This is a genomic window from Tepidibacillus sp. HK-1 (assembly GCF_001748485.2).
Classification (GTDB): domain Bacteria; phylum Bacillota; class Bacilli; order Tepidibacillales; family Tepidibacillaceae; genus Tepidibacillus_B; species Tepidibacillus_B infernus.
The window spans coordinates 1-13,615 of record NZ_BDGM02000005.1 but is presented as its reverse complement, the minus strand read 5'-3'; the positions used below and the strand labels follow the sequence as shown (position 1 = coordinate 13,615).

Genomic DNA, 13,615 nt, shown 5'->3' with positions numbered 1-13,615 from the left:
AAAATGGTTAAGCCATTGCAATTTGATTATAAAAAGGTGCTTGGTTTCGTGCATGAGCATGAAATCACTCAAATGAAGGACCTTGTAAAAACGGCCCATGAGATGTTACATAAAAAAACTGGAGCAGGTAATGATTATGTAGGTTGGGTTGATTTGCCTGTTCAATATGATAAAGATGAATTTGCAAGGATTAAGCAAGCTGCAAAAAGGATCCAGGAAAACTCCGATGCTCTTGTTGTCATTGGGATTGGCGGTTCTTATTTAGGGGCAAGAGCAGCGATTGAAATGCTCACTCACTCTTTTTACAATCAATTACCAAAGGAACAACGGAAAACACCAGAAATCTATTTTCTTGGGCATCAAATTAGTTCCACCTATTTGAAACACCTGCTTCAGGTATTAGAAGGAAAAGATATTTCAGTGAACGTTATTTCTAAGTCTGGAACAACGACTGAACCGGCCATTGCTTTTCGAGTAATGAAGGAAGTTTTAGAAAATAAGTATGGTAAAGAAGAGGCTAAAAATCGAATTTATGCTACAACGGATGTTTCCAAGGGCGCGTTGCGTAAACTGGCTGAAGAAGAAGGATATGAAACCTTTGTTATTCCAGATGATGTAGGGGGAAGATACTCTGTATTGACAGCTGTTGGATTGCTTCCTATTGCTACAGCAGGAATCGATATTGATCAAATGATGGCAGGGGCAAAACACGCCTATGAGTTATATCAAAATGATAATGTGTTAGAAAATGAAGCTTACCAATATGCAGTCGTTCGCAATGCACTATACCGTAAAGGAAAAACAATTGAAATTATGGTCAACTACGAACCAAGCCTTCATTATTTCTCCGAATGGTGGAAACAATTATTTGGTGAAAGCGAAGGGAAAGATCATAAGGGAATCTACCCTGCTTCTGTGGACTTTACGACAGACCTTCACTCCATGGGTCAATACATCCAAGAGGGTAGAAGAGATCTAATGGAAACCGTTCTAATAGTAGAGAAAGCAAAAGAAGAAGTTGTGATTAAGAAAACAGAAGATAATTTAGACGGTCTTAATTTTCTTGCAGGAAAAACCATGGATTTCGTTAATAAAAAGGCCTTCGAAGGAACATTACTTGCTCATACAGATGGTCAGGTACCTAACTTGATTGTAAAATTAGACCAATTAAATGAATTTACTTTTGGTCATCTGGTTTACTTTTTTGAAAAAGCTTGTGGAATGAGTGGTTATTTACAAGGAGTAAATCCATTTGATCAACCTGGAGTAGAAGCCTATAAGAAGAACATGTTTGCTTTATTAGGTAAACCAGGTTATGAAGCTGAAAAAGCAAAACTTGAGGAAAGATTAAAATAAGATTCTAATTTTAAAAATATTTAAAAATAATGAATTAACATCTTGACGTCACCATAAAATCGTGATAAATTCTAACATAAATATTGAAGAAGAAAAAATAACGATGAAAGAGAATTTTAATGATAGAGGAGCAAAGAGAGCCAGTGGTAGGTGGAAACTGGAGGAATCTACATTAAAATAGCGCTCTGGAGTTGTCAAATCGAAAATTGAGTAGGTTTGACCGGTTAAAGCCGTTATCAGAGTAGATAGTGTTTACACTACCTATAGAGATCATTATTGTGAAATAATGATAAATTAGGGTGGTACCACGAAAGATAACCTTTCGTCCCTATACTGATTAAAATCAGTGTGGGGGTGAGAGGTTTTTTATTTTATGTTCTAGCTTTAATCCTGCACAGATGAGCTGGATTAAAGCGAATCATATAAAAGCAATAAAAGAAAAGAAAGTAGAAAGGGAGTGGAGAAAATGTTTACTGAATACCAACATTTAAGGATTCCAGGCCCAACACCAATTTCCCCAGAGGTGCAAAGGGCGATGGAACGAACGATTTTAGGCCATCGGAGTGGCGAATTTTCGAAAATCTTTGGCGAGGTTTTAATCAAAGCAAAAAGATTGTTCCAAACCAACCAAGACGTTTTGATTGTGGCAGCAAGTGGAACAGGGACTTTAGAGATGGCAGTGGCCAATCTTGTTGAACCGGGTGATCAAGTCCTTGTTATTGTTACAGGAGTTTTTGGAGGGCGGTTTGCAAAGATTGCAAAAGCTTTTCAAGCTGAAGTGCTTACCTGTGAATTTGAATATGGAAAAGCGGCAGACCCTGAACAGATCCGCGAAATGCTTGTTCAGAATCCTAAGATTAAAGCAGTATTTGCCACCCATTGTGAAACCTCTACCGGAGTTGTTAATCCGATAAAAGAAATTGCGGAGATTGTTAATGAAACGAATGCAGTCTTTGTTGTCGATAGTGTCTCAGCTCTTGTCGGAATGGATTTAAAAATGGATGAATGGGGTGTGGATATCGCAGTAACGGCTTCTCATAAGGCTTTAGGCTTACCACCAGGTTTAGCATTAATTGCAGTCAGTCAAAAGGCATGGCAAGTGATTGAAGAAACTCATAGCACGCGCTTTTATTTTGATTTAAAAGCTTACAAAGAGAATGCAATCAAAAATACGACTCCATTTACAGGACCTGTCTCATTAGTATTTGGATTATCTACCTCTATTGATTTAATTGAACAAGAAGGACTAGAAAATAGCTTTGCAAGGCACAAACTGCTTCGTGATATGGTTAGAAAAGCAGCTATAGCTTTAGGGTTGTCATTGTTAGTGGAAAATGATCAAGATGCCTCTTGTACGGTGACAGCGATTAAGGGGGATGAACGATTTGATCCTGAACAATTAAGAAAAGTCCTACGTGAGGATTATAAGATTGTTGCTGCAGGGGGACAGCAACATTTAAAAGGAAAAATCTTTCGGATTGGCCATATGGGATATACTCATCCGATGGATATTTTAACGACCATTGCTGGGCTAGAATTGGCATTAAAACAAATTGGGTACCCTGTAGAACTAGGTAAAGGAATAAAAGCGGCAGAGGAGGAATGGCTATATGCACAAAATATTGGTAAGTGACCCTATTTCTGAAGTAGGCTTAACAAAATTACGAGAAGCGGCAGATATCCAAATTGATGTGAAAACGGACTTAAGTCAAACAGAATTATTGGAGATTATTGGGGATTATCAAGGATTATTTGTTAGAAGCCAAACAAAAGTAACTGCAGAGGTGCTTGCCGCAGCAAAACAGTTAAAAGTGATTGGACGGGCAGGAGTTGGAGTTGATAATATTGATGTGAAAGCTGCTACAGAACGGGGAATTGTGGTAATCAATGCACCAGATGGTAATACCATATCAGCTGCCGAGCACTCTTTTGCGATGTTAATCGCCATGGCAAGATGGATTCCCCAAGCCCACCAAGACCTAAAACAAGGGGAATGGAATCGAAAAAAATATGTAGGTGTGGAGTTAAATCGTAAAGTATTAGGGATTGTAGGAATGGGAAGGATCGGAACAGAGGTTGCCAAAAGAGCAAAAGCCTTTAATATGAATGTGATTTGCTATGACCCATATTTAACCTCCGAAAGAGCAGAACAATTAGGGATTGCTTTAGGTACGTTAGAAGAAGTAATCAAGCAAGCCGATTTTATCACTGTTCATACTCCACTAACTAAAGAAACCAAATATCTAATCGATACTCCCCAATTTTTTATGATGAAGAAGGGGGTCAGAATCATCAACTGCGCAAGAGGTGGGATTATCCGTGAAGAAGCTTTGCTTGATGCGTTAGACAAAGGGATTGTGGCTGGGGCAGCTTTAGATGTCTATGAACAAGAACCACCGATGGAAAGTCCACTAAGACAGCATCCAAAGGTAGTCACCACTCCACATCTTGGGGCATCAACAGAAGAGGCACAATTAAATGTTGCCATCGATGTGGCCGAAGAGGTTTATCATTTTTTGAAAAATGAACCATTCAGAAATGCTGTCAATATGCCTTCATTGCCGTTAGACATGCTAAACCATGTGCGTCCTTATCTTCAACTCGCTGAGCGAATGGGACGATTGGTTGCAAATGTGATCTTAGGAGCAATTGAGAAAATAGAGATTACCTATTCGGGAGATATCATCGATAAAGAGATTGATATTATAACTAGAACAGTATTAAAAGGAATTTTATCGGTGCACCTTGGGAGCGTTGGTGAAGTGAATGATGTGAACGCCCCCATATTGGCAAAATCTCGAGGAATTGCCGTAGTGGAAAGTCGATCAAATAAATCACATGGCTTTACCAATCTTGTCACCGTTAATGTAAAGACAAATCATGAAGAAAAGCATTTAGCAGGTACAGTACTTAATGGTTATGGCGCAAGAATTGTGAATTATAATGGCTTTACTGTCGATTTAAGCCCTGAAGGAAATATTCTTGTGATGGAACATATCGATCAACCTGGAATCATAGGAAGGATCGGTACCGCATTAGGAAATGCTCGAGTAAATATAGCTACCATGCAAGTAGGGCGTAATCAAGTAGGTGGAAAGGCGATTGCCTTTTTAGGAATTGATCACCCTGTTGAGAATGAACTAATAGATAAAATCAAATTCGTTCAAGGCGTACAAAACCTTTTTCAAGTAGATTTATAATCAAATTTCCACTAATTATTTAGGGGTTTGTATATTCCATTAGCAAAGACACGGCACGCTGGAATATACAAACCTTTTTTTATAAAAAGATCTATTGCCATCCTTTTACCAATTGTCTATATTTAAAATCATAAGCAGTTTCTTTTCATGTTTCGGTAATTTTTTGAAAAGATAAAATGGTATAAATCTTTTATTTGAATTATAATATTTCATAGAAAGAAGGGTATAAGGTAAGATATCAGACTTTTTAAACATTTTATTTAACCATTGGAGGGGGAAAAATGAGGAGAAACTTTAGTAAGATTAGTTTTTTTCTAACACTTGCTTTATTGTTTAGCTTAGTTACACCTTTTCAATTCGTAAATGCAGCAGAAACAACAAAAACTATTACGATTTTAGGCACTAGTGATATTCATAACGCGATTTATCCATGGGATTATAAATCTGGTGTAGCTGATGATGATGCTGGACTTGCAAAAGTCTATACAATTGTAAAGGAAGTAAGAAAAGAAAACCCCAATACAATACTGATTGATAATGGGGATACCATTCAAGGTACTGAGCTTTCTGATGTATATAAAAATGATACTTCTGTTACATATCCAATCATTGCCGTAATGAATGAAATGAAATATGATGCATGGACATTAGGAAACCATGAGTTCAACTATGGTTTAGATGTATTAAACAGAATCATTGGTGAAGCGAAGTTTCCAGTATTAAGTGCAAATATCTATAAAAAAGCAGATAATTCCAACTTTGCAAAACCATATATTGTGAAAGAAATTGATGGGGTCAAAGTTGGGATTCTAGGGATGACCACTCCTAACATTCCTAGATGGGATGGGGAAAAAGTTAAGGATTTACAATTTAACAGTTTAATTGATGAAGGGAAAAAGTGGGTTAAGGTTCTAAAGGAACAAGAAAAAGTAGACCTTATTATCGCATCGATTCATGCTGGGGTTGATGGTGAGTACTTTGAAGATGGTGGAGATTCTGTAAAAGCAGTTGCAGAGCAAGTTCCAGGTATTGATGCTATTTTAGCTGGTCATGCTCATTCAGATATAGAAGGCCAACTCATCAATAACGTTCTAATTTCTGAACCAAAAAGTACTGGAAATAAAGTTTCTAGATTTGATATTTCTCTTGAAAATGTGAATGGTGAATGGAAAGTAACAAATAAAACTGCTAAAAATATCGATACAAAAAATGTTGAGGCAGCACAAGAAATTCTGGATTTGGCAAAAGATTATCATCAAAAAACTATAGATTATGTAAATACACCAATTGGAGAAGCGACTGGGAATTTCCTTCCGAGTTCTGAACTGCCTGCGATTCCAGTTGCTCAAATTCAAGATACTGCTTTAATGGATCTGATAAACAAGGTTCAACTCTACTATACAGACGCAGATGTTTCTCTAGCTGCTTTATTTACTTCAAAATCTGACCTTAAAAAAGGGCCAATCTCGATTAAAGATGTGGCTAATATCTACAAATACGAAAATACTTTAATTAAAACGGAAATTACGGGTGCACAATTAAAAGCACTCATGGAAAAATCAGCAGCATACTACAATACTTACAAACCAGGTGACGTTACCATTAGTTTTAGCCCAAATATTAGAATGTACAACTATGACATGTTTGCAGGCGTAAATTATCAGATCGATATTTCTAAAGAACCTGGTAAGAGAATTCAAAACCTAACATTTAAGGGTAAACCAGTTACAGATGAGATGAAATTAACGCTTGCATTAAATGATTACCGCTACAATGGTATGAAATCCCTTGGGTTAATTACGGGCGATAAATTAATAGATACAACTACCCAAGGTGAAGAAGGGCAAATTAGAAACCTTATTGCTAAATATATCAAAGAAAAGAAAACTATTGCTCCAGAGGTAGATAATAACTGGAAAATCGTTGGAACAGATCTTAACCATTGGGCTAAGAAAGATGCCTATGATTTATTAAATAAAAAGGTAATTGATATTCCAGTTTCAGAGGACGGAAGAACACCAAATGTTGCTTCTGTTAATTTAGAAGAAAAGGTGACTCGCGGAGAATTTATTAAAGCATTAGTTAAAGCGAAAGGTCTTGAATTACCCAACGTAACGACAACGAAATTTACCGATGTCGATGCAAAGTTAGCACCATATGTTCAAGCAGCCTTTGACGCAAAAATTACAAAAGGTGTAGCAGCTGACCGATTTGGGGTAAATGATGTTATCACTAGAGAGCAAGCTATTTCTTTAGTGATGAATAGCTTACATCTTTCTATAAAACAAGACTTAAATGCCTTTAGCCAATATAAGGATCTAAAAGAAGTAAGTGACTGGGCAAAAGGAAATATCGCTGCAGCATTAAAAGTCGGCCTCATTCAAGGAACCACATCTTCTACCATTAGTCCAAAAATGGAATTTACCCGTGGACATATGGTTGCGATTATTAACCATTCTCTTAATGTAAACTTAAAACAAATTGATATTTTCTCTACCAATGACTTTCATGGTAATTTGGAAGGTGGATATGAAGCAGGGATAGCAAAATTAGCAGCAGTGTATGAGGAATACAAAAAACAAAATCCCCAGGGAACGTTGATTCTAGATGCTGGTGATCGTTATCAAGGTACTCCGTTATCCAATATCTTCTTTGGGGAACCTGTAGCAAAAGCCTTTGAAATGATCGGATATAAAGCAGTTACACTCGGCAATCATGAATTTGACTGGGGAATTGAAAAAGTATTGGCTACAAGAAAAGAGGCTAATGTAACTTTCCCACTATTAGCAGCAAATATTTATGATAAAGCCACTAATAAACCTGTAGAATGGGCCAAACCCTATACAATCATTGAACAAAATGGAGTAAAAATTGGAATTATTGGTTTGGCTACCCCTGAAACATTAGAAACAGCAAAATTAGAATTTATTAAAAACTTTGATTTTAAAGATCCCATTACGGTAGCCAATCAACTTGTTCCAGAGGTTAGAAAAGATGGGGCAGAGCTTGTCGTTCTATTAACACATGTTCCAGGTTCACAAGATCCTGACACGAAAGAAATCTCTGGCGCATTAGCAGATCTTGCAAATGGTGTAAAAGATGTTGATGCGATTATTGGTGGTCATAGTCATGAAGCAGTACAAGGGATTATCAATGGGATTCCAGTCGTTGAAGCATCCAAAAATGGTAGAATGATGGGGCACATTACTATCGTATTTGACCAAAAAAATCAAAAAGTGATCGATCGTTCTGCAGCTTTAGTCGAAGTACGTAAGACTGCGCTTGAAGTCACACCAAATAAGGAAATTCAAGCGATTGTAGATAAATATAATGAAGATGTAAAATCAATTTTTGATGTCGTAATTGGTAAGACAACAGTTGATTTGAAACCAGATTACAACAATGAATCTAACATTGGAAACTGGATGGCAGATGTGATGAAGGAAAAAGTAGATGCTCAGATCGCTTTCCAAAATGCTGGTGGAATTCGAACTGAACTACCTGCTGGAGATATTACTGTTGGAAACATCTTTACTATGATGCCTTTTGACAATACGATTGTAAAAGCCGAAATGACAGGTGCACAAATCAAGGCAGTCCTCGAGCAAAGTGTAACTTTGTATAAAGGAATGATGCAGATCTCTGGCTTAAAGGTGAAATATGATTCAACGAAGCCTGAGTATCAAAGAGTAACAGAGATTACTTTAGAAGATGGAACCCCTGTAGAAATGGATAAGACGTACACTGTTGCGACAAATGATTTCTTATCAGGTGGTCAAGATGGATTTAAAACATTAGCCGAAGTCACATGGACAAATACCTATGAGTTAGTTCGTGATGCATTGATTGAAAAAATCAAAAATGCTAAAGTGATTGCTCCTACTGTTGAGGATAGAATGATAGATATCAGCAAACAAGTCAGCATGATAAACTATGAATTATTAGCGGCATAATTATTAAAAGATCAAAGGCTACCTTCCTATAGCGGATCGGTAGCCTCCTTTTTATCCTAAATGAACTATTTTTCGTTTACGTTTTTCAAATGTACTAATTTGATCGATACCGTATTCTTTTAAATACTTTATTCCTATATCATAATCAGCACCAACATGTTCAGGCCGGTGAGCGTCAGAATTGATGATCATAGGAATATTATATTTTGCTAACTTTTCCATTAAAGCTGGAGCAGGGTATAGTTCTTGGACAGGTTTTCTTAAACCGGCAGTACTCATTTCTACTGTAATTCCACTTTGGGCAATCTTCTCTACAACCCGATCATAAAGGGAATAAAGGGTCTCATGTTCATCGTCACTGGGTCTATAACCAAACACTTTAATCACATCAACGTGACCAAGAATGTCAAATTGCTTTGTATCCAAAAGCAGTTCTACCCTACTAAAATACTCCTGATATGCCTCTAAAATTGCTCTTTGATTCCACTGTTCCCTCATTTCGATTAGGTCAAATCCCCAATCGTCAAGCCAATGAACTGACCCTATGACATAGTCCCAGGGATAGGGAGCTAAAAATTGTTCGATTTCTTTCTCCTTTCCGGGGAAATAATCCAATTCAATTCCTAATTTCACTGGAAGCCCCCGTTTTTTTGCTTCTAAAATAAGCGAAACATATTCATCTACATCTTCAGTTTGCCGTTCTTCAATCCATGGATTAAATAAAATAGCCTTAGATTGTTTGAAGCGATAACCATGTTCTGAAAATCCTAAATCGGTAACTCCTCGTTCATTTGCTATTTCAAGATACTTCATGAGCCAATTTATGGTATAAGGCCCTGTTTCTAAATGGACATGATAATCAGTAATCATATCATACATCCTCCTTCCGACTCTTTTTCAATCTATTGTACCATATTCCTTAACATTAGTTTATTTCCTTCACATATAATGAAATAAGTTTATAATAAGTTTATAATGAGCTTTATAAGGAGGAGAAACATGGTTCCTTTTAAAAATACATGGCCCTACGAAATAATTGGGGAAGATCTCTATTTTCATTTATGCCCTTTTTGTGCTAAAGAAAATGTATTATTGCCTTTAAAAATAAAAGATTTAAAGAAAATACAATCGGGTATAAAAAAATTATTAGTCTTACCCTGTTGTCATCATTCGCTTACGATTCTTGAAGTAGATACTGACTATCTTTTAACTGACAAAGAATTAAGGTAAATTGGTATAGAAAAATGATTTCCCCCAAATACTAAATAAGACTGAATTTTGTTGAGGGGAAAGAATATATGAAAAAAATAATTATGATTCTGATCGATGCTTTAATGCCAGAAGCATTAGAAAATGCAATCAAAACGCAAAAAACACCTGCTCTTAAATTTTTAATGGAGCACGGTACTTATATCTCTGAATGTGTAACCGCATTTCCAACGATGACGGCATCAGTAGACAGTACATTAATGACAGGGGTTTATCCTGATCAACATAAGGTTCCAGGATTGATTTGGTATCATCCTGAGGAAAAACGTATTGTCAATTATGTGAATGGTGCAAGAACTGTTTTAAAGTATGGATTGATCAAAACAGCAAAAGATGTATTGGTTCATTTAAATGAAAGCCATTTAAATAAAAAAACTAAGACAATTTATGAAGAATTAGCGGATCATAGTAAAACGTCAGGAGCGATTAACTTTATCATCCATCGTGGAAAAAGTGAACATCATTTAAAGCCACCATTTTTAATAAATCTTTTTACACTCTTTTCCTTTAACAATAGGAAAATAAGTGGCCCCAATATTCTAAGCTTAGGCGCCATCCACAAACCAGCTTTCTTTGGCAGAACTATGGTTTGGAATTGGAATCAATCGGTCTTTCAACAATTTGGAATCAACGATGATTTTGCTGCAGAAGCAACAAAATTGGTGATCCAAAGCGGAAATCAACCAGACTTTTTAATGGTCTATTTTCCTGACCACGATCATTTCTTGCATAAACATATTCACCAGCCGCTAGCCAGTTTAGAGAAAGTAGACCAAAAACTAACCAAAATATTAAATGTCTTTGGATCCTGGGATCAAGCCCTTCAACAAACCACGTTCATTATTATTGGCGATCATGGACAAACGGCAATTGGTAAAGAGCAGCACCATAACATTGATCTAGATCAATTATTAAAACCATTTAAAGTTACACCTGTAGGGAAAAAAATTAGCGAAACAGATGAAGTGGTTTTTGCGAATAATGAACGAATGGTTTATGTTTATCCGTTAAAAAAAGATAAACGAGAACAGGTAATTAAAACGTTGCTATCCGATGATCGGATTGATTTTGTTGCTTGGAAGGAAAAGGATCAAATTCATGTTAAGAACCATCAAGGGAAAGAGCTTCATTTTACAAAACAAGGGAAAAAAATAGATCCTTATGGGGTGGGATGGAATGTAGATGGTGATCTGAGTCTTTTAGATATAAAGATAGAGAATGGAGCCATCTATTTCAATCAATATCCAGATGCATTATCACGATTATACGGTGCCTTGTTTTCACAAGAGATTTTTTCTATTGTTGCTACTGCAAAACCTTCCTTCGAATTTATTTCAAAAACCTTCCCTGTCCATTTAGGTGGAGGAAGTCATGGTTCATTACATCGAACAGACTCAATTGTACCTTTATTAGTTTCTGGTGCAACGAAAAATCCAAAGCCCAATACCCGAATCGTCGATCTAAAAGATTATGTTCTAGATCTTTTAAATGTGACCTCTACGACAACAGGATAGTGATCAGAAAAGGTTACATCTAATACTTCGTAATTGATCAGTTCTAATTCTTTAGAGATAAAAATATAATCGATCCGTTTTTTGGTGAGCATCATGGTTGATTGGTGCTCTTTTTTTGATTGTTTACCAGTATCAATCAGTAGAGAAGAATCTAGTTCTGGAAAAATGGTGTTAAAGTCGCCTAAGAAAATAAAAGGCTGGGATAAAGAACGAATGTATTGTTCAATTTCTTTAAATTGAACGCTTCTTTCTTTCCCATTTAAGCCTAAGTGGGTGTTTAAAAGATGTACCTCTTTACGATCAACCTTAATAACCGTATCAAGGAAACCTCGTTGTTCTTTCTGACTGGTTAAAAGAATTTGTTTTCGATCGAGAATAGGAAAACGGCTTAATGTAGCGATACCATAGTGACCTTTGCCAATAGATAAGTGTGGGCCAAAATGAACATTCATTTTTAATTGATGTTCCAATGCAGTCACTTGCGATCCCCTTTTATTATTCTCATTCACTTCTTGTAGTCCGATCACATCAGGTTGTTCCTTTTGAAAAAAACGAATCATTTTTCGAAAGGAAGGAATCATCCAAGTATTCTTACCACTATGAATGTTATATGACATGATTTTCATTAGACCTACCCTTTCTATTAAGAGTTCTCTTCAAATAATGTAACCAATTCGCTAATTGTGATACGATTAACTCATTCCGATTACTTTTGTGGGACCCAATAATATATTGAGATGTATATTATAACGAGCTCTGTCATCTATGCCTTTCTATTGTAATATACATTCATTTTATCTAGAAAAAATAGGAGGAATAAAAGTTATGAGGCTACGAAAAAGACCTTGGGTTAAAGATGAAATATTCCAATATACCAGCTATTCTGTTGAGGATCCTACTCAACTTAAAGGAAAATGGCAAGAATGGTTTGGTAATCAGAATCCTATACATATAGAATTAGGAACAGGTAGAGGACAATTTATCACAACATTGGCCAAACGAAATCCTCTGATCAATTATATTGCCATTGAACAAAAACAGGAAGTACTTGTACAAGCAGTACGTAAAGCTGTTCATTTTGAATTAAACAATATCAAGTTTATTTTGGGTAATGTAAATAACCTTCTGAATTTTTTTGGAGAACAGGAAATTTCCAGGATCTATTTAAACTTTATTGATCCATGGCCAAAAAAACGACATGCAAAAAGAAGATTAACACATCACCTTTTTTTAAAGATGTATAAACAAATCCTTGTTGATAGTGCAGAGATTCATTTTAAAACAGATAATGAGCTACTTTTTGAGTTTTCATTAAATGAACTAAGTGGCCATCATTTTCAATTAAAAAATATCAGCCTAAATTTATATCGGGATGAAGAAGAGATTGAAAACCATGTTCAAACTGAATATGAAGAAAAATTTATCAATCAAGGGAAACCAATCTATCGTTTAGAAGCAAAATGGTTAGGAACAAATCAAAAAAACTGGAGGAATTAGTGAGCGAATATTGAAAATGATAAATATGGTAAAAATGATAGGAGTGACCGATTTGAACCCATTCGTGACAGAAAGAGAATACATAATCCATTATTATGAAATCGATTATCAACAAAGAGCCTTACCAACTACTTTGATCAATTATTTTCAAGATATTGCTCTTTTTCAAAGTGAACAAGTTGGGATTGGCTTAGATTTTTTACAGAAAAATCATTTGGCTTGGTCATTATACCAATGGGATATTTCAATAAAGAATTATCCAGTCTTTGGGCAAAAACTAAAAGTCTCAACAAATGCCTGTTATTTTGAAAAATTTAACTTCCCTCCGAAAGAAGTCTCCCACTGCTAAACGTGAAGGTGTGCCAGCACCAGTGAAAGTGGGAGATGAATTTCGGTTAGGCGTAGCCTAAAGTTGTCTTTTTTTGCTATGATATAATCAGTCTTATATAAATGAAAGGCTGATATATCAATGAAATTAGACTGGGTGAAAATTACAATATTTCCTTAGTAGAATGGAATCACGATGTTGAGAAGCTTTTGCTTACTCACAACGGGTGGTGCGCCCATTGAAGCGAGGTGATTCGATATGGCAAACAAAGCATATAAGTTCCGTCTGTACCCAACACAAGAACAAGAGCAATTTCTTGCGAAAACCTTCGGTTGCGTTCGTTTCGTCTACAATAAAATGTTGGCTGAACGAAAAGAAACATATGAGAAGTTCAAGGACGACAAAGAAGCCTTGAAAAAGCAAAAATTCCCGACTCCTGCCAAGTACAAAAAGGAGTTTGCATGGCTCAAAGAAGTCGATAGCCTTGCGTTGGCAAAC

At 36.0% G+C, this 13,615-nt stretch carries 11 protein-coding genes and 1 other annotated feature; of the genes, 9 read left to right on the top strand and 2 right to left on the bottom strand.

Annotated elements, in window-relative coordinates:
• Positions 1 to 3: 3 nt before the first annotated feature.
• The 4 genes from BEN26_RS03475 to BEN26_RS03460 all read left to right on the top strand — a co-directional run bounded on the left by BEN26_RS03475 (position 4) and on the right by BEN26_RS03460 (position 8,509).
• The gene (locus BEN26_RS03475) at positions 4 to 1,356 is read left to right on the top strand and encodes a glucose-6-phosphate isomerase (RefSeq protein ID WP_069801118.1); all 1,353 of its coding nucleotides are present in this window, start codon (positions 4 to 6) and stop codon (positions 1,354 to 1,356) included.
• A gap of 94 nt (positions 1,357 to 1,450) precedes the next feature.
• Positions 1,451 to 1,689: a binding site (T-box leader), on the top strand.
• Between the two features lie 133 nt (positions 1,690 to 1,822).
• Positions 1,823 to 2,989: a pyridoxal-phosphate-dependent aminotransferase family protein gene (locus tag BEN26_RS03470; RefSeq protein ID WP_069801117.1), complete on the top strand. Its 1,167-nt coding sequence runs from the start codon at positions 1,823 to 1,825 to the stop codon at positions 2,987 to 2,989.
• Positions 2,967 to 4,556: a phosphoglycerate dehydrogenase gene (serA, locus tag BEN26_RS03465; protein WP_069801116.1), complete on the top strand. Its 1,590-nt coding sequence runs from the start codon at positions 2,967 to 2,969 to the stop codon at positions 4,554 to 4,556. The genes BEN26_RS03470 and serA overlap by 23 nt, the downstream gene beginning before the upstream one ends.
• Before the next feature lie 281 nt (positions 4,557 to 4,837).
• Positions 4,838 to 8,509, top strand: coding sequence for a 5'-nucleotidase C-terminal domain-containing protein (locus BEN26_RS03460; protein WP_069801115.1), 3,672 nt, complete (start codon positions 4,838 to 4,840; stop codon positions 8,507 to 8,509).
• 51 nt (positions 8,510 to 8,560) lie between these two features.
• On the opposite strand, the gene BEN26_RS03455 is transcribed toward BEN26_RS03460, so the two are convergent.
• On the bottom strand, positions 8,561 to 9,379 hold the full coding sequence (locus tag BEN26_RS03455) for a histidinol-phosphatase (RefSeq protein ID WP_069801114.1): 819 nt from the start codon (positions 9,377 to 9,379) through the stop codon (positions 8,561 to 8,563).
• A gap of 129 nt (positions 9,380 to 9,508) precedes the next feature.
• Here BEN26_RS03455 and BEN26_RS03450 point away from each other — a divergent pair, with 129 nt between their 5' ends.
• Both BEN26_RS03450 and BEN26_RS03445 read left to right on the top strand, forming a co-directional pair.
• Positions 9,509 to 9,739, top strand: a complete 231-nt coding sequence (locus BEN26_RS03450; protein ID WP_069801113.1) for a hypothetical protein — start codon at positions 9,509 to 9,511, stop codon at positions 9,737 to 9,739.
• 68 nt (positions 9,740 to 9,807) lie between these two features.
• The gene (locus tag BEN26_RS03445; RefSeq protein ID WP_069801112.1) at positions 9,808 to 11,292 is read left to right on the top strand and encodes an alkaline phosphatase family protein; all 1,485 of its coding nucleotides are present in this window, start codon (positions 9,808 to 9,810) and stop codon (positions 11,290 to 11,292) included.
• Here BEN26_RS03445 and BEN26_RS03440 read toward each other — a convergent pair.
• A complete protein-coding gene (locus tag BEN26_RS03440) occupies positions 11,247 to 11,918 on the bottom strand; it encodes an endonuclease/exonuclease/phosphatase family protein (RefSeq protein ID WP_084818913.1) in 672 nt (223 codons plus the stop codon). The genes BEN26_RS03445 and BEN26_RS03440 overlap by 46 nt on opposite strands.
• A gap of 199 nt (positions 11,919 to 12,117) precedes the next feature.
• Here BEN26_RS03440 and trmB point away from each other — a divergent pair, with 199 nt between their 5' ends.
• From trmB to BEN26_RS03425, 3 genes are all read left to right on the top strand, one after another.
• A complete protein-coding gene (gene trmB, locus BEN26_RS03435; RefSeq protein ID WP_069801110.1) occupies positions 12,118 to 12,789 on the top strand; it encodes a tRNA (guanosine(46)-N7)-methyltransferase TrmB in 672 nt (223 codons plus the stop codon).
• Positions 12,790 to 12,841: 52 nt separating this feature from the next.
• Positions 12,842 to 13,138: an acyl-ACP thioesterase domain-containing protein gene (locus tag BEN26_RS03430; protein ID WP_181482176.1), complete on the top strand. Its 297-nt coding sequence runs from the start codon at positions 12,842 to 12,844 to the stop codon at positions 13,136 to 13,138.
• A 237-nt stretch (positions 13,139 to 13,375) separates the two neighbouring features.
• Positions 13,376 to 13,615, top strand: a 240-nt coding sequence (locus tag BEN26_RS03425) for a helix-turn-helix domain-containing protein (RefSeq protein ID WP_181482175.1), incomplete at its 3' end; no start/stop codon positions are given.

Coding starts and splice junctions, on each gene's coding strand:
- trmB (WP_069801110.1), top strand. CDS start 12,118: ATGAGGCTACGAAAAAGACCTTGGGTTAAAGATGAAATATTCCAATAT.
- BEN26_RS03470 (WP_069801117.1), top strand. CDS start 1,823: ATGTTTACTGAATACCAACATTTAAGGATTCCAGGCCCAACACCAATT.
- serA (WP_069801116.1), top strand. CDS start 2,967: ATGCACAAAATATTGGTAAGTGACCCTATTTCTGAAGTAGGCTTAACA.
- BEN26_RS03450 (WP_069801113.1), top strand. CDS start 9,509: ATGGTTCCTTTTAAAAATACATGGCCCTACGAAATAATTGGGGAAGAT.
- BEN26_RS03475 (WP_069801118.1), top strand. CDS start 4: ATGGTTAAGCCATTGCAATTTGATTATAAAAAGGTGCTTGGTTTCGTG.
- BEN26_RS03455 (WP_069801114.1), bottom strand. CDS start 9,379: ATGATTACTGATTATCATGTCCATTTAGAAACAGGGCCTTATACCATA.
- BEN26_RS03440 (WP_084818913.1), bottom strand. CDS start 11,918: ATGAAAATCATGTCATATAACATTCATAGTGGTAAGAATACTTGGATG.
- BEN26_RS03445 (WP_069801112.1), top strand. CDS start 9,808: ATGAAAAAAATAATTATGATTCTGATCGATGCTTTAATGCCAGAAGCA.
- BEN26_RS03460 (WP_069801115.1), top strand. CDS start 4,838: ATGAGGAGAAACTTTAGTAAGATTAGTTTTTTTCTAACACTTGCTTTA.